We start from the raw sequence: 15,646 nt of genomic DNA, 5'->3' as shown, positions 1-15,646 counted from the left end.
ATTCTTACTTTTTGCTTCAATTCCTGCTTTCCGAGCAAAACGAAAGCATCACACAGCCCCATAAACACACCATTTTAAAAAACGATATATTTATCATTCGTGTCATGCCCATTGAACATCTTATCCCGCCAGCCATTAGACGCAGGATATCCGTTCTTCGTTTCACATTTTTTTCTGGCATTAAAAGGTACCGTATCAGACCCGGTCTGAAAAATAGGAGATACCAAATATAAGAATAACACAAACTTCTAAAAACGAAAAATGAATATCAAAGACAGCCGCCCAACAGGCGGGCTGAAGTTATTGTATGCAAAGGGGTTGAAAAACTTGAAGATTTTTTTGGCTGATGTAAAAAAAGGACTGGAGTCATCCAGTCCTTCTCATCAAATCGCTCAAATCCCCGCCCAAACATCTTTTGCGTAAATACCTTTTGTCTGGAGGTCCAAAAGCCATTCTTGCGCTTGCCGTTCGTCTGTTTCGTGGACCGACTGATACGCTTTTTGCAGCGTTGCCTCTACATCGGGCGCCATTTTGCTGCCGTCGCCGCATACGTAGAGGTGCCCTCCCCGGCCGAGGATGGAAATTAAAGCGCCGGCGTCTTTCGCCATTAAGTGCTGCACATACGTTTTCGGTACGCCTTCTTTGCGGGAAAAAGCCGTATGAAGCGTCACGATTCCGTCTTTTTCATAAGCTTCAAGCTCGTCACGGTAAATAAAATCATGATCGTTTCTGCATCCGAAATACAGATGAGCCTCCCCCAGCTCTTTTCCTTCTTTTTTTAACGCCGCCCGGGCCTGCAGAAATCCGCGGAACGGGGCGACTCCTGTGCCGGGACCGACCATAATAATCGGTTTTTCCGGATCTTCCGGCAGCCGGAATCGTGTTTCCGGAGTGCGGACAAACATCACGATACCATCCTCAGGGCCGCGATCCGCTAAATAATTCGAAGCGACTCCGCGATACTCACCAAAACCGCTCCGGGCGGGGCCGCGAACGACGCCGACGGTAATTGAGGCCTGCCCGGGATGTTTCCGCGGCGAACTTGAAATCGAATAATACCGCGGCTTCAGCGGGCGCAAAAGCTCCAGAAATCGCTCAAACGGAAGTTCACACGCTTCATATTTTTCAAGGAGATCGAGCATCGAGATGCGCAATGTTAAGATTTGCTCCTGATAGACGCCCTCCTCAAGAAAATCTTCCAATTCCCGTTTGTGCGGCGGGCAGACCGTATAAGCGGCCATTTCCCGGATTTGAGCCCTTGATGCCGCTTCCTGCAATTCGACACAGCTGCTCAGAAGATCATGCAGCCTGACCGGCCGATCGAGCGGGAGATGAGCCGCGCTCTGTCCGCTGGCCGTCAGCAGCACTTGATCATTCCCGTTCAGATTGAACCGGCGGAGAACACGGCTGACCTGCTCTTTGCTGTTTACCGGCAGCACGCCGAGATGATCCCCTTCATGATAGGCAGCCTCTTTCGGCAGAGTGATTTCGATATGCCTTGTGCTCCGGCCGCTTTCCGGCGCCTGAAGTTCCCTGTTTTCCGCAACGGATGCGTAAACCGCTTCATACGTCTGTGCCAAAGGGGACCCGCCAAGCCCGCTGACAAATTGAAGGCCCAGCGAACTTCGCTCTTTTTCGGCATTTTCATTCAGCTTAAGACCGAATGCCTTCATGGCGTCCGTCCACATGCTTTTTTTCCATTCATCAAGCTTTCCTTCAAAATCGCCGCTGACGTCCCCTTCGCCTCGGGAGGAAAAGCGTTCCGCCCCTTTTTCGGCAAGCTTCTCATCAATAAGCCTCGGCACAGCCTGATATGTCGCCGCCCAGTTATGATCACCGCAGCCGAAGACGGCATATCGGACGCCTTCCAGCTCCCCGGGTTTGACTTCTTCAAGCCATTGAACGAATTGTCCCGCGTTGCTCGGAGGCTTTCCGTTATAAGAGGACGTAATGATCAAGAGAGCTCCTTCTTTCGGCAGTTTTCCGATCCGGTCATTTAAAGGCGCCGTTTCAGTCCGGACGCCATGCATCCCGGCAGTATCGGCAAGCTCCCGCGCCACGCCTTCTGCGGTTCCCGTATCTGAGCCGTACAAAATCAGAAGCGGTCGGTTATCAAGCCCGATAATAGATGCGCCTTTTGTTTCCCGTTTTTCTTTTTCGACGTCTTCCGTCGCTTTTTCAGCCGCCGGGAGGGCTGCCGCAACGGCTCCTTTGTTTCTCGGCCGCACCCTGATATGAAAGTCGCCGGGCTTGATCGTTAGTGTCTGTTTAATATCGAGCTCATAATCGGTGTGATCGATAAAGGTAAAATGCTGCAGAATCATCCCCAGAACAAGGGTTGCTTCATGCAGGGCGAACTGCATACCGATACACGCCCTCTGACCGTTTCCGAACGGCTTATACGCATGGTGAGGCACTTGATCAGGATGTTCAAACCGCTCCGGATAAAATTCCTCCGCATTGTCTCCCCACGCGTCTTTATCACGGTGAAGCTGGGGAATTAAGACGGAAATTCTGTCTTTCGGCGTGATCGGATATTTCCCGCCGATCACCGTATCCTCTTTCGCATAAAGGCTGAACGCAGGCGCGGTCGGCCATAAGCGCAATGACTCCTGCAAAATCATTCGGATATAAGTAAGATCCAGCACTTGTTTATATGAAGGAACGGGATCGGTCAAAACCCGATCGGCTTCTTCATAGGCTTTTTCCAAAACACGGGGATGTTTCAGCAGAAAGTAGATGGCAAAGGAAAGCAGGCCGCTGGTCGTTTCATGACCGGCAATTAAAAACGTAATGATTTGAAACCGGATATTTTCATCATCAAGTTTTTCGCCCGTTTCCGGGTCTTCCACATTCAGCATTCTGGCCAGCAGATCCTTTTCATCCCGGCCGCCTGACCGGCGCTCTGCGATAATACTGTCTACTAACGAAAACATCGCCTGAATGTCATGATGAAATTGGCGTTTCGTCCTGATCATAAGCTTATCCTGAACATCAAGGCGCTGCATTTGGTGCATCGCTTCATCAAGGGCGCGCACCATGCTGTTGATAAACGGATGAGGCGTTTCCCTGTAATAGCTGTTAAACCGATAGTTAAAGCCGCAAAGCCCGATCGTATCGAGCGTCAGGCGGGTCATATCAGCAGGCACATCAACGGCCTCATCCGGATTCAGCCTAGCCCATTTTTGAATCAGCTGCACCGCGATATCAGTCATCATCGAATGATAATCTTTCATCGCGCGCTGGCTGAAGGTCGGCATCAGAATATTATGCGCCTTTCGCCAGTTAGGCTCCTGCGTCCAGCTTGTAAACAGCCCGTCTCCGGAAAACGCCCGGACTTTCTCTAAAGCCCCTTCAATGCTTTTATCGAACCGCTCTTCATCACAAACCTCTTTCACCAGTTCATGGCCGGACACGACGATAATGGCGCCCGCCGGCGTATGCAGCTGAAAAATAGGCCCCTGCTCGTTTGCCAGTTTGATAAGCGACATTGTAGGCTTGTCTTTATCAAGCAAAGGAAGATTGCCGAGCGGGCCGAATGTCTTCGGCTGCGGAATCGGACCTGTTTCCTTCATGAATAACACCCTTTCTAACACGTTGATGCGTTCCTTCCAACTACATTGCCCTTTTCACCGGCCGATTATCCGCCGTCACGGATCAATCATCGGATTGACGATCGATAACGGTTTTTTCTATACTGGAGAGGCTTGTTAAATACAGAAATAAGGTGAGTTCACATATGGATTTTGAAATCAAGTTTTTATCGTTTTATGTCATTCAAGTGGAAGGAAAAGACGAACAGGCAAACAAACAGTTCAAACATTTCCAGACCCTTGACACGGAAGAATTTGAAGAAAGCGAGCTGAAGGATTTTCTTGACGGGGAATTGAAGAAAATCGTCAAACGGAAAGCCGAACGGCATCCGCAATCCGAGCAGGTCCCCACAAAAATCGGCCATTTTATCACGGAGCCGGGCCATGAGCTTGATTCAAATCCGAATTACAACCTTTTCAACCGCGCCAGACTTGCGGATACGAAGGAAGCATTTATCGAAGCAAGCGAGCAGTTCGTCCGCACTTATCTTGACACGAGCGCCGTGCGCGGCGGTGTTTTTATCGTGGCATCGGCCGTTCCGCGCAAGTATTTTGAAGACAAATTCGTCTTTATGATGAAATGCGATTTCGAGCCGAAGGTCGCCCGCATCTCAGACGCCTCGTCTCTCATTAAAAAGGTCGAAATGGCCATCACGACAAAAAACATGAAAAGCATTCAATATCCGTATATGCCGGAAGAAGGCATGACGGAAGAGCATGAGCTGAAAATCCACCAGGCCTCGCACGCCCGTTATTTCGAAGATTTTCTCAAATTTGTCGAATACGGCGAATCGATGCCGGAAATCATGAAAAACCAAGTCATGAACATGGTGCAGGAGCACGTGTATGAAACTTTTGAAGAAAACAGCGAAGAGCTTCAGCAGTTTGAGCACGACATTGAAATTTGGGAAGCGAGTGAAAAGCGGGAAATTCAGGAGTGCCTCGACACCCATCAAGTCATCGAGGCATCCGCGCAGATCATTGAACATACGCCGGAAGCCGAGCTGAAAATGAAAGTCGGAGAAACAGAGATTAAAGGATTACTGGCTGATTTCGGCGAATCCATCCATCTCGCAAAAGTGAACGGGCGCTATGTCGCGCTCATTGAGGCGGAGACGATCTCGTTTGAAAAAGGCAGTTCGCCGGTGGAGTTTCACAAGCCTGAGGGGCTGCATGAGGTGATTGAGCGGATACGGAATAAATCTGAACAAGACTGACAAAAGTCCAGACGCCATGTTCTGGACTTTCTTTATTTAATAAGGCTCTTTGAGCAATCGATAGCATTCACTGATGATGTCTTGGACGCCGGGCGTTCTCTTTATCTCGCGGCGGACGATTTCAGATGAGAGATTCTGCACCTGTAATGCCCGCTCCGCCCGTCTTTCGAAGTATGCTTGACATGCAGTTTCATGGTTTTCGTGTTTTTGCAGTTCTTCACTAAGCACAATCGCATCTTCAATCGCCATCGCCGCTCCCTGCGCCAATGTCGGCGCTCCTGCATGGACGGCATCCCCGCCCAGAACGACGCGGCCTCTGTGCCACGGTTCTTTAACCGCCATCTGCTCAATCTTATGAAACAAAACGGGATATTCCTTTGACATATTCTCTGTCACAAACTTTACTCCCGGAAATCCGTGCAGCAAGTCTTTCACCCGTTCAAAACGCGTGTCCTCGTCATCCCTGAAGTCAGCGTCATACGGCCGGATGATAAATACGTATCCTGTTTTTTCAGAGAGCGGCACGACCCCGACCTGCGTCTGCCCCTTTTTATACATCAGTGTTGAATCATGAAAAACCGGTTCGGGAAAAGAAATGTAAAATCTGTGTGCTCCCATGCCGAGATACTCTGTTTTCACTTCTCTTTGCAGCATTTGATTGCGGACAGCGGAGCGGATGCCGTCAAAGCCGGCGAGGATGTCAGCCGTCATCGCGGTTCCGTCTGCACAATGCACCGTTATGTCATCTGCTGTTTCTTCGTAAGACACGACTTTTTTACCGAGCAGAATCGTGACCCCCGCCGCTTCAGCATGCTTTTTGAGGATATCGTTTAACGTTTGCCGCAATATATTATTCCGCCCCGGCAATGAATCATCTAAAAACGCCTCACTCACTTTAAACTGCAGCGTTCCGTTTTCATCATGCTGCTTCAGCCATTCCGTTTGAAAGCCGTGTTGGCAGCATTCATCATACACACCGATTTCTCGCAGCACCCGCAGCGCATTTTGAGGCTGGAGAATGCCCGCTCCGCTTTTTCGCATGCCGGACGCCGCCTCGCAAAGGGTCACTTCAAAACCCGCTCTGCCGAGAGAAATCGCTGCGGACAGGCCGCCGATCCCTCCGCCCGCTATGATGATCTTTTTCACTTCATGGTTCATCCCGATACCGCCTTCTTTATTTATTATTCATTAACTATTAGCCACCTTACTATATAGGCTGAAAAACTGTCAATCTTTATAGGTTGCCTTTTGAATCCGGCAAGCTTATACTTTGAATCACTAAAATGGTACGGAGGCTTACAAAAATGGAGTTGAGACATTTGCCGGATTACTCGCAGATTGCCGGACGCGCTGAGATTTACGCCGATATGGATGCTGAATCATTGAAAACATTTTTGACGTTATTTGATATGTCTAAAAAAATGAATCAGGTCATGGAGCATTATTTCTCAAGTCACGGATTGTCCGAAGGGAAATTCAAAATTTTAATGTTTCTGTTTGACGCACCCGGCCACAGCCTGAGCCCGTCGGAACTGGCGAAAAAATCCAATGTCACCAAAGCGACCATCACCGGGTTGATCGACGGACTCGCACGGGACGGCTTTGTAAACCGCAGCCGGCATACCGGCGACAGACGAAAAATCAGCATCGAACTCACAAAAGAAGGAAAAGAAAAGCTGATGCTGTTTCTTCCCGGCCACTTCTCCAATATTTCAGGAGTCATGGAAAGCTTCACCGCTGAACAAAAAGCGGAATTGACAAAAATGCTTGAAGTATTATTTGATAAGCTTCTGCTGTTTTCCGGCGGCAGAACATAAAAAGGCGCCCCTCTCAGCAGGGCGCCTTTTTCGCGCGGTTAATCATCACTGTTTAAAATCCCGAAAAACCGAAGCAGGTTGATAAACAGGTTAATAAAGTCGATATAAAGCGTCAATGCCATCAAAGGAATCAGGTCAGCCGTGATGTCCCGGTGCTTGATCTGGTTCAGATCGTATAAGATATACATTGAAAACACAATCGTTCCGATGACGGAATACGCCATCATGGCGGCGGAATTCAGCGGGCTGAAAATATTAAAGATCCCCACTGCAAGAAGCGCGATAACAGCGACAAGCAAGAAGGACCATAAAAACGACAAGTCCTTTTTCGTCTTAGCGCCAATCGTGCCGAGCACCGCAAAAATCACAAACGAAGAACCGAATGCCTCCAATACGACATAGGCCCCCGCTGCGGACGCATAATGGCTGATAATCGGAAACAGCGTCATTCCGGAAATGAAAGCGAATGAAAACACAAACACATATCCGACGGCTTTTTTTCGGCGCAGCCAAAACGCGGCGATGATCATGACGACCTCTAAGATCGACAGCGGCAGCATCAATGCCGGCGGAATGAACTGGCCCGTATACAGGCCGATTGTCGCAACTAACAGTGTAAACACAAATACCGTTATAATGCGCTGCATAATAGATTGTTTGCTCTCATAAGCAGCAGTTTGCATGTCAAAAGTCCTCCCAAAAAATGATCGTGATAGGTCTATTATAAATAAAATGGGAGAAATTTGTATGATTTTAAGAAGATTTTAAGGATGTCAGGCCTGACGTTTTGCTGCGCACTCCTGCATATCCATGAAATCATGCAGTTTTTTCGTCAATCCGCCGTGCCCGAATCGGATATTCCCCTTCTGCCCCGGCGTTTTCGCGAAATCGAGGAATGCCAGCACATAAAGACGCCTGACGGGAATGGGAATGACGCCCGCATCATAAAACCAGCCGTCAATTGTATTGAGCACGCCTTTGTTAATGCCGTATTGCTTCGTGCACCAATGCAGAAAGCGCACTTCGGGCAGGTGCAGATACCGGCTCTCCCGGAAAGGAACAGTTGAATGCTTCATATGTACCGCCTCCTGTCATTGGCTGTTTTTTAAGATTGTTTTACTTCTTTGCTCTTCAGGGAAAATCGATATTTCTCCACCTTATCAATTTGTGTCACTTGGGAATTATGAACCGTAATCTGAACTGTCCCGAAATCGAGCGTTTCCAGCGCGCTGATAATCTTTTCGATCACATGCGGATCTACGTTTCCTTTGGACGTCATCATGCTCCCCCTTTATGTCTGGCCGTTCGTCTTTTGACAATGAGCGTTTTAATTCATACTATTCTGATAAGAAATATATAATTATACTATTATGTTTTCATTCAGAAATCAATAACATTTACACAATTTTTGGATATGTTTTCTTTGCGAAAACTTTCACTTCCTTCGCTTTGACATAAACCGTGTCACCGACGCCCGCCCCCAAGGCGTCATATTGCTGTTTTGAGAGCTCAATCTCCAAGTGCTGGCCTGTGTCGGTACGGACGGCTTCCAATCTGACGGACGGTCCGATGGCGCGAATATGAGCCGCCCTTGCTTCAAATGAATGCAGACCGGACGGTTTTTTTTCTACGGTAAAATGGTGTGGCCTCACATAAGCGATCCCCTTATCCTGATCAGCATGCCCGACAGGTATTGCCGCGTTTCCGGTGATCAGCTTTCCTTCCTCCACTCTTCCTTCAAATACGTTGACACTGCCGAGAAAGTCGTACACAAACGGATTTGCGGGGTGATCATACACCTCCTGCGGCGTTCCGATCTGTTCAATCGCACCTTCATTCATAATGACGATGCGGTCGGCCACATCAAGCGCTTCTTCCTGGTCGTGAGTGACGAAAATACTTGTCATGCCGAATTCATCATGAAGCCGTCTGAGCCATTGTCTTAACTCTTTTCTTACTTTGGCGTCAAGCGCGCCGAACGGTTCATCCAACAGCAGAATGTTCGGTTCTACGGCCAAGGCGCGTGCGAGGGCGGCTCTTTGTCTTTGTCCGCCTGACAGCTGCGAGGGATAGCGCTTTTCATAAGGTTCCAGTTTCACAAGCGCCAGGAGCTCTCTCACCTTTTCGGCAATTTCCTTTTTGGCGGGACGCTGCTTTCGCGGACGGACTTTTAATCCGTAGGCGACATTTTCAAAAATCGTCATCTTGCTGAATAACGCATAGTGCTGAAACACAAAACCGACATGTCTGCTTTTCACATGCGTATCCGTCACATCTTGTTTTCCGAACAGGACACGTCCCCCATCCGCCTGCTCAAGACCGGCAATGACTCTCAATAATGATGTTTTGCCTGAGCCTGACGGACCGAGAAGCGCAACCAGCTCGCCATTATTGACGTGAAGATTGATATCCCGCAATGCCTGATAGTTTCCGTAATGCTTAGAAATACTGTCGATCGTAATCTCCATAATGACTCCTTCCTCATCCGGTTTTGACAGAACGATAACCGGCTTTCCATTCAATGATGTTTTTCAAAAACAGTGTCGCAATCGCAAAAACCGACATGACGGAGGCCGCCGCAAAAGCGGCCGTAAACTGATATTCGTTGTACAAAATTTCGATATGAAGCGGGAGCGTGTTGGTAACACCTCTGATATGACCGGAAACGACTGATACGGCGCCGAATTCGCCGATTGTCCGGGCCGCGCTTAAAATCACCCCGTAGATCAGCCCCCATTTGATATTAGGAAGCGTGACATGCCAAAACGTTCTCCAGCCTCCCGCGCCTAGCGTGACGGAGGCTTCTTCTTCAGCATTTCCTAAGCTTTGCATAAGCGGTATTAATTCCCGGGCGATGAAAGGGAGCGTCACAAACAAGGATGCAAGCACGATTCCCGGGACGGCGAATACGATTTTTATCTGGTGATCAAGTAAAAATGGACCAAGCCAGCCGTGGAGCCCGAACAAAAGGACAAAGATTAAGCCCGCGATTACCGGAGACACGGCAAACGGCAGATCAATCAGTGTCATAAACAGACTTTTCCCCCTGAATTCATATTTGGTCACAGCCCACGCCGCGGCGACGCCGAACAGCGTATTCAGCGGAACCGTGATGAAAACGACGAGGAGCGTCAATTTCATCGCGGCAAGGGAATCCGGATGCGTGACAAAGAGGATATATGCTTCCGCTCCCTTTTTAAAAGCTTCAATAAATATGAATGCAAGCGGCATGATTAAAAATATGGACAAAAAGAGCAGGACCGCTGAGATCAGCACCCATTTCACAACGGGTGATTCCCGCATCTCCCGCTTTGGCCCGGCTGTTTTCGCTGTTTCCAGCTGCATGGCATATCCCCTACCTTCCTGCGTATTTTCTCGCGGTGAGCCATTGCAATCCATTGATGACGAATAAAATGAAAAATGTGATGACAAGCATGACTGCCGCAACAGCCGTTGCCCCGGCATAATCGTATTGCTCTAATTTCGTCATAATGATCAGCGGGGAAATCTCGGTTTTAAACGGCATATTGCCCGCGATAAAAACGACAGAACCATACTCCCCGAGGGCGCGGGCAAAAGATAATGCGAAACCCGATATAATAGAAGGAAAAAGCTCCGGCAGAATGACCTTTTGGAAGGTTTTCCATTTCGAAGCTCCAAGTGAAGCAGATGCTTCTTCCGTTTCCTTTTGGAGATTTTCTAAGACGGGCTGAACCATCCTGACGACAAAAGGCAGCCCGATAAACGTTAGTGCGATGATAATGCCGATCGGCGTAAAGGAAATACGGAAAGGAAACAGCTGTCCGATCCAGCCGTCCGGTGAATACATTGCCGTTAATGTAATGCCTGCGACGGCGGTCGGCAGCGCAAACGGCAGATCAACCAGGCCGTCAGCCAGCCTTTTCCCCGGAAAGTCATATCTCGTCAGCACCCAGGCGATGACAACGCCGAAAACCGCATTGATCAAAGCGGCGCAGCCCGCCGTCAAGAAGCTCAGCCGATAGGAAGCCGCGGCCCTCGGCTCAGAAATGATATGCCAGACGTCCCCGGGCCCCATTGACATCGTATGAAAAAACACCATGGACAGCGGCACGATAACCAAAACGGCCATATATAAAAATGTAAATCCCATCGTTAATCCGAAACCCGGAATCACGGACGATTTTGTTTTTTTGAAAAGTAACGTTCTCATACTCGTTTCCTCTTTCTATTTCTCATAGATGCTGTCAAAGGTTCCGCCGTCATTGAAATGGGTTTCCTGTGCTTTTTTCCAGCCGCCGAATTCCTTTTCGACCGTCACCGTTTTAATCTTCGGGAATTGTTTTTCATACGTTTTCAGAACCTCTTTATCGCGGGGCCGGTAAAAATTCTTCGCGGCGATCTCCTGCCCTTTTTTGCTGTAGAGATAGGATAAATATGCTTCAGCCGCTTTTTTTGTTCCTTTTTTATCCGCGGTTTTGTCGACGACAGAGACAGGAGGCTCAGCCAGGATACTGATTGAAGGATTGATAATCTCAAATTTCTCCTTGCCGAATTCCTTCAGTGTGAGATAGGCCTCATTTTCCCAGGCGATCAGCACATCCCCCATCCCTCTTTCTGTAAAACTGGTCGTGGCTCCGCGCGCCCCTGAATCAAGCACTTCCACATTGCCGTAGAGGTCTTTCATAAACTGTTTGATTTTCGTGTCGTCATGATGATACGTTTCATCCGCATATGCCCATGCCGCTAAATAGTTCCATCTGGCTCCGCCCGATGTTTTCGGATTGGGCGTAATGACCGAAACGTCCTTTTTCACCAAGTCAGCCCAATCATTGATGTGCTTCGGATTCCCTTTTCTGACTAAGAATACGATGGTTGACGTGTAAGGAGTTGATTGATCCGGCAGACGTGACTGCCAGTTTTGATCAATGAGTCGCGCTTTTTCTGCTATCGAATCAATGTCATAACCTAAAGCAAGCGTTACGACATCAGCGTCAAGTCCGTCTATTACGGATCTGGCCTGCTTCCCCGAACCTCCGTGCGACTGCTGAACGGTTACATCTAGACCCGTTTTCTTTTTCCAATAGGAAGAAAAGGCCTGATTATACTCTTTATACAGCTCCCGTGTCGGATCATACGATACATTCAGCAGCTGAACGGTCTTTCCGTCTGATGACGCGCTGCCTGACTCAGATTGACAGGCTGACAGCGCCCCTGCCAATAAGATCAATACTAAAAATGCCGCTGTTTTTTTCATGTGCCTGATTTCTCCTCTCTTTTTCCGCATAAAAAAAGGCATATTATCCCCTTTCAAAAAAGGGAAATAATATGCCTTCAGTTGACTGATGGGCAATTATACCGGTATCAGATTTGGGCAGAACGGCCAGCTTTCGTTTGTGTACGATCAGCTATTTGTGCCGGTTCGATGTGTATAAGAATAATTCAAACTATCCCTAGCTGTCAACTAAGTTTTAGAATATTTAAATTGTTTTCCGCTGACACAAAAAGCGCCCCGCCTCTGGCCGGAGCACCTTTTTTCTATGCTTTTGCTTCCTCGATCACACATGTGACACCCATGCTGGCGAGCGCCTGCTCCAGGGAGCCGTAAGTTTGATACTCTGAAAAATCAAGCCCCAATTGGATAGAAGTCTGTGCCACATCAGGCCGAATGCCGGAAAACACGGTTCTGATGCCGAGGAGAAATAACGTTTTCGACAGCATATACAATTGCTGCGCCACCATCGTATCGACAATGGGCACACCGGACAGATCAATCACAAGGTTTGTGATCCGTTTGGCGACACAGTTTTCCGGCACCGACTCCAAAATCACACGCGCCCGTCTCGTATCAATCGCGCCGATGAGCGGCAGAGTGCCGATCGTATCCGCGATCAAAATAACCGGACAGCTCAATTCGGAAATAAGCTCCTGCTGAGATGACAGCCTCGCGATCATTAATTTCTGAAACTGTTCAGTAAAATCCGTCATCAGCTGATCAAACGAGCCGTTGACAATGTAATTCCAGCGGCGGGCATCCTCATTTGTTACAATGTCCTGATGCTCATCCATAAAACGGGTGACCGCCTCCCAAAAGACAGTTCTTGAATTGCCGATCGCCTCAACGACCTCATGAACCTCCGCGTCTTGCTCCACTCTGCTTTTCGCTACCTGTGCGGCCCATTTTTCTTTGTTATGCTGAAAAACGGCCGGATCTTCCAAAAAAGCGCTTGCGATGACCGTGTTTGTAAAGGTATGCTGCTCGATCAGCAGCCGTTTCATTTCCTCGCTTAATTGATCCGCAGAATAAAAACGCCCTCTCAGCTTCCGTCTCAGCTTAAGCCATTTTTCCGTCAGCTCTGCCGAATGTGTAATAATATAATCATGAAGTAATTGGTCTTTGTTCACTGCCGTCTCCTCTTTCAAGAATATGTACTTTTGTCTAAATTATAAATCGGAATCGCCGATCGCACTAGAGAAATTAAAAAAAGCCGGCACATTAAAGCTTTTGATTGCTTTTTTCGGCAGGAGGATACACTATAAAAGAAATGAAACAGGAGGTCAGTATGATGATCAAAAAAATCGCGACAGTCGCCGTATACACTGATGATCAGCAAAAAGCGAAAACATTCTGGACGGAAAAAGCGGGGTTTGAAACCGTCGCCGAGCATCCGATGGGACCGGGCGCCTTCTGGCTTGAGGTAGCGCCCAAAGGGGCCGCCACTCATTTGGTTATTTATCCGAAATCGATGATGAAAGGGGCCGAGCATATGAAGGCTTCTATCGTATTTGAGTGTGAAGATGTCTTTGCCGCATACGAACAGATGAAAAAGAACGGCATCACCTTTTTAGATGAACCGAAACAAATGGAATGGGGCAGCTTCGTGCAATTTAAAGATGAGGATGGTCATGTCTTTCTCCTGAAATCGTAATCCGTCAGGCATCTCAATTGACTTTGATAATCATTTTCATTTAAAATGTTGGATAAAGCGTGAAAATGATTGGAGAGCTGCCAGATGTTTGTGCAAATCAGAAAAATGACCGTAAAAGAAGGACATTCCGACAAAGTAATCGAACGCTTCAGTTCAGAAGGCGTGATTGAAAAGCAGGAAGGTTTGATAGACGTAACGGTTCTGGAAAAAAAAGTCCGCCGCGGTGATGAAGAAGTCGTCGTGTTAATCCGCTGGGAGTCTGAAGACCATTGGAAACAATGGGAAAAAAGCGAAGACCACATCGCGGCCCACAAAGCAAACCAAGGCAAGCCGAAACCTGATTATATGCTTGGAACGGATGTCGGTATGTATCATGTCAGAGCCGTTAAAACAAGCGTACACGAAAAATAATAAAGAGCCTTTGCCCCAGGGCAATGCTCTTTTTATTTTTTCTCCTCATACGGCAGGACAAACAGCGGTTTATCGGGCTTCCATTCCGCATACAGCACGTCCTCCGTTTTTTTGATGTTCAGCTTTTTCAGCTCCTGATTCAGCTGCTTTTCTTCCAGCCCGGCTTCTTTCAGATTTTCATACAGCACTTCGCCGTCAATAATCAGCGTGACCGGCAAAGAGACCTGCTTCGGCTTTATTTGCATGTCGCCGTTTTTCGTCGTATCATATTGAAATTTCGGCAGGACGCTGACCATCCCGTTTGTTTCTAAAATCGCGTACTCCGCTTCCTGTATGGAAAAGCAATTCGCCTGTCTGAGAAGGCTTTGCAATTGATTAATGTCCAGCTTATTCTTTTTCAGCACATCATATTTCAGTTTTCCTTTATGTATGATAATACTCGGCTCGCCTTCCAACAGCTTTCTGGTGCTTTTTACTTTCTGCGTAATCAGTTCGATGAGATAAATTAAAACTCCCCATAACAGAGAAGCAAAAATGATTTCAATAATCCTGACGTTTTTATCATACACCGCATTTCCGACCAGTTCGCCGAGGATGAGCGCAGAAATAAAATCAAACGGCGTAATTTGCGAGAATTGAGTTTTTCCAAGCAATTTTAAAATCACAAATAAAATACCCAAACCGCATACTAACTCCCAAGCCACTGTAAGTAAATGTCCCATATTCGCACCTTCTTCTTAAAAGTCATTACCATTATGGACATTCGCCTGTTTTCTATACAGCGGCCGGCAACACACAAAAAAACGCAGCCGAGGCCGCGTTTTTTCACTTCTGCTTACTGTTTTTGATTCGATCTGACGACCCGTAAACACACCTCAGCGGCATAACCGGCGGCCGCTCCGGAACCCGCAAACATCGCGGCAAGCCCCAAGCCCATTCCTTCCCAGCCGCCGACACCGAAAATGCTGTAAACAACCGTACCGAAAGCAGTCAGGCCCAGCACCGCCAAAAGGCACTCAGGCCACATCTTTTTCGGCCATTTCTTACGGAGCACAGCCGATACGGCCAAGTTAAGACAAAATGCGGCCAGACAGATCAGATAAAAAAACCCCATGTCTTTTGCACCTCCGTCATGAGGAGCTTTTTATTTACTCATCTTTTTTTCAAACAAATGATAACCCGGCGCGAGTCCTTTTGATTCGTACCCCATTCCGCTGTAAAACGACTGAAGCGCCTTGTTTTCGGACACGCAATCGAGCCGGATTTTCGTTTTTCCCGGACAAGACACACCCGTCTCCGCCCAAGTCATGATTGTCCGGCCGAGCCTCTCGCCTGCAAACCGCCTGTTAATCGCCAGCCGGTGGAGATATACGGACTCCTCATGTCCTTCATCGCCCCAAAGACGTCTGTCCCACCCGCTTGCTTCGGGAAGCAGCATGACGACGCCGGCCAGCTCTTCATTCTGCCTGAATAGAAAAACATACCCTTTGGCGATCGCCTCCCGCATATTGTGGGTATCTTCCCCTTGCAGAAGGCCGCTCCACTGGTTCGACCCTTTATCGCGAAGCCATTCTGCCGCTTGCACGAGCAGATCCATGACCTCTTTTGCATCATCTTTCCGGGCGGAGGTGACCCGGAATGCCCCCGCCTTCTCCTCCGTGATCGTAAATGGTGTCATAAAAGCCTCCTGTAATCAGAAT

Annotated in this window: 17 protein-coding genes; 4 read left to right on the top strand and 13 right to left on the bottom strand. The window is 48.2% G+C overall.

Going from position 1 to position 15,646, the window contains the following annotated elements; all coding sequences use genetic code 11:
* Window positions 1–392: 392 nt before the first annotated feature.
* Window positions 393–3,575 carry a bifunctional cytochrome P450/NADPH--P450 reductase gene (locus U2H13_RS03840; protein ID WP_121984623.1) on the bottom strand — a complete coding sequence of 1,061 codons (3,183 nt, stop codon included), beginning with the start codon at window positions 3,573–3,575 and terminating at the stop codon, window positions 393–395.
* Window positions 3,576–3,739: 164 nt separating this feature from the next.
* Between U2H13_RS03840 and U2H13_RS03835 the strand changes: the two genes are divergently transcribed.
* Complete coding sequence (locus U2H13_RS03835; RefSeq protein ID WP_121984622.1) at window positions 3,740–4,810, top strand: DUF3900 domain-containing protein; 1,071 nt, start codon at window positions 3,740–3,742, stop codon at window positions 4,808–4,810.
* 36 nt (window positions 4,811–4,846) lie between these two features.
* On the opposite strand, the gene U2H13_RS03830 is transcribed toward U2H13_RS03835, so the two are convergent.
* Window positions 4,847–5,968 (bottom strand): FAD-dependent oxidoreductase, encoded by a 1,122-nt coding sequence (locus U2H13_RS03830; RefSeq protein WP_014720834.1) that lies wholly within the window; start codon window positions 5,966–5,968, stop codon window positions 4,847–4,849.
* Window positions 5,969–6,114: 146 nt separating this feature from the next.
* On the opposite strand from U2H13_RS03830, the gene U2H13_RS03825 reads away from it, so the two are divergent.
* Window positions 6,115–6,627 carry a MarR family winged helix-turn-helix transcriptional regulator gene (locus U2H13_RS03825; RefSeq protein ID WP_103527086.1) on the top strand — a complete coding sequence of 171 codons (513 nt, stop codon included), beginning with the start codon at window positions 6,115–6,117 and terminating at the stop codon, window positions 6,625–6,627.
* 38 nt (window positions 6,628–6,665) lie between these two features.
* Here U2H13_RS03825 and U2H13_RS03820 read toward each other — a convergent pair whose 3' ends face one another.
* From U2H13_RS03820 to U2H13_RS03785, 8 genes are all read right to left on the bottom strand, one after another.
* The gene (locus tag U2H13_RS03820; RefSeq protein ID WP_012117028.1) at window positions 6,666–7,310 is read right to left on the bottom strand and encodes a Bax inhibitor-1/YccA family protein; all 645 of its coding nucleotides are present in this window, start codon (window positions 7,308–7,310) and stop codon (window positions 6,666–6,668) included.
* A gap of 90 nt (window positions 7,311–7,400) precedes the next feature.
* Window positions 7,401–7,703 carry a hypothetical protein gene (locus U2H13_RS03815; RefSeq protein WP_007408940.1) on the bottom strand — a complete coding sequence of 101 codons (303 nt, stop codon included), beginning with the start codon at window positions 7,701–7,703 and terminating at the stop codon, window positions 7,401–7,403.
* Window positions 7,704–7,732: 29 nt separating this feature from the next.
* A complete protein-coding gene (locus U2H13_RS03810; RefSeq protein ID WP_003155693.1) occupies window positions 7,733–7,906 on the bottom strand; it encodes a YezD family protein in 174 nt (57 codons plus the stop codon).
* 118 nt (window positions 7,907–8,024) lie between these two features.
* On the bottom strand, window positions 8,025–9,095 hold the full coding sequence (locus tag U2H13_RS03805) for a sulfate/molybdate ABC transporter ATP-binding protein (RefSeq protein WP_072177515.1): 1,071 nt from the start codon (window positions 9,093–9,095) through the stop codon (window positions 8,025–8,027).
* A 13-nt stretch (window positions 9,096–9,108) separates the two neighbouring features.
* Complete coding sequence (gene cysW / locus U2H13_RS03800) at window positions 9,109–9,972, bottom strand: sulfate ABC transporter permease subunit CysW (protein WP_103527088.1); 864 nt, start codon at window positions 9,970–9,972, stop codon at window positions 9,109–9,111.
* A 10-nt stretch (window positions 9,973–9,982) separates the two neighbouring features.
* On the bottom strand, window positions 9,983–10,819 hold the full coding sequence (gene cysT / locus U2H13_RS03795; protein WP_021495154.1) for a sulfate ABC transporter permease subunit CysT: 837 nt from the start codon (window positions 10,817–10,819) through the stop codon (window positions 9,983–9,985).
* 15 nt (window positions 10,820–10,834) lie between these two features.
* A complete protein-coding gene (locus U2H13_RS03790; protein WP_373366017.1) occupies window positions 10,835–11,905 on the bottom strand; it encodes a sulfate ABC transporter substrate-binding protein in 1,071 nt (356 codons plus the stop codon).
* A gap of 239 nt (window positions 11,906–12,144) precedes the next feature.
* Window positions 12,145–13,011 carry an STAS domain-containing protein gene (locus U2H13_RS03785; RefSeq protein ID WP_063174331.1) on the bottom strand — a complete coding sequence of 289 codons (867 nt, stop codon included), beginning with the start codon at window positions 13,009–13,011 and terminating at the stop codon, window positions 12,145–12,147.
* Between the two features lie 161 nt (window positions 13,012–13,172).
* Between U2H13_RS03785 and U2H13_RS03780 the strand changes: the two genes are divergently transcribed.
* Both U2H13_RS03780 and U2H13_RS03775 read left to right on the top strand, forming a co-directional pair.
* Window positions 13,173–13,535 (top strand): VOC family protein, encoded by a 363-nt coding sequence (locus U2H13_RS03780; RefSeq protein WP_007408938.1) that lies wholly within the window; start codon window positions 13,173–13,175, stop codon window positions 13,533–13,535.
* Between the two features lie 84 nt (window positions 13,536–13,619).
* Window positions 13,620–13,946, top strand: coding sequence for an antibiotic biosynthesis monooxygenase (locus U2H13_RS03775; RefSeq protein WP_121984620.1), 327 nt, complete (start codon window positions 13,620–13,622; stop codon window positions 13,944–13,946).
* A 32-nt stretch (window positions 13,947–13,978) separates the two neighbouring features.
* Here U2H13_RS03775 and U2H13_RS03770 read toward each other — a convergent pair whose 3' ends face one another.
* From U2H13_RS03770 to U2H13_RS03760, 3 genes are all read right to left on the bottom strand, one after another.
* Window positions 13,979–14,668 (bottom strand): DUF421 domain-containing protein, encoded by a 690-nt coding sequence (locus U2H13_RS03770; RefSeq protein ID WP_017419063.1) that lies wholly within the window; start codon window positions 14,666–14,668, stop codon window positions 13,979–13,981.
* 113 nt (window positions 14,669–14,781) lie between these two features.
* Window positions 14,782–15,060, bottom strand: coding sequence for a YesK family protein (locus U2H13_RS03765; RefSeq protein ID WP_095273248.1), 279 nt, complete (start codon window positions 15,058–15,060; stop codon window positions 14,782–14,784).
* Between the two features lie 30 nt (window positions 15,061–15,090).
* Window positions 15,091–15,624, bottom strand: coding sequence for a GNAT family N-acetyltransferase (locus U2H13_RS03760; RefSeq protein ID WP_376700677.1), 534 nt, complete (start codon window positions 15,622–15,624; stop codon window positions 15,091–15,093).
* Window positions 15,625–15,646: the final 22 nt, after the last annotated feature.

It is taken from the genome of Bacillus sp. A1 (assembly GCF_042296235.1).
GTDB classification, from domain to species: domain Bacteria; phylum Bacillota; class Bacilli; order Bacillales; family Bacillaceae; genus Bacillus; species Bacillus velezensis.
Note: the sequence above shows the minus strand (reverse complement) of the source record. Positions and strands in the feature narration are given on the sequence as shown.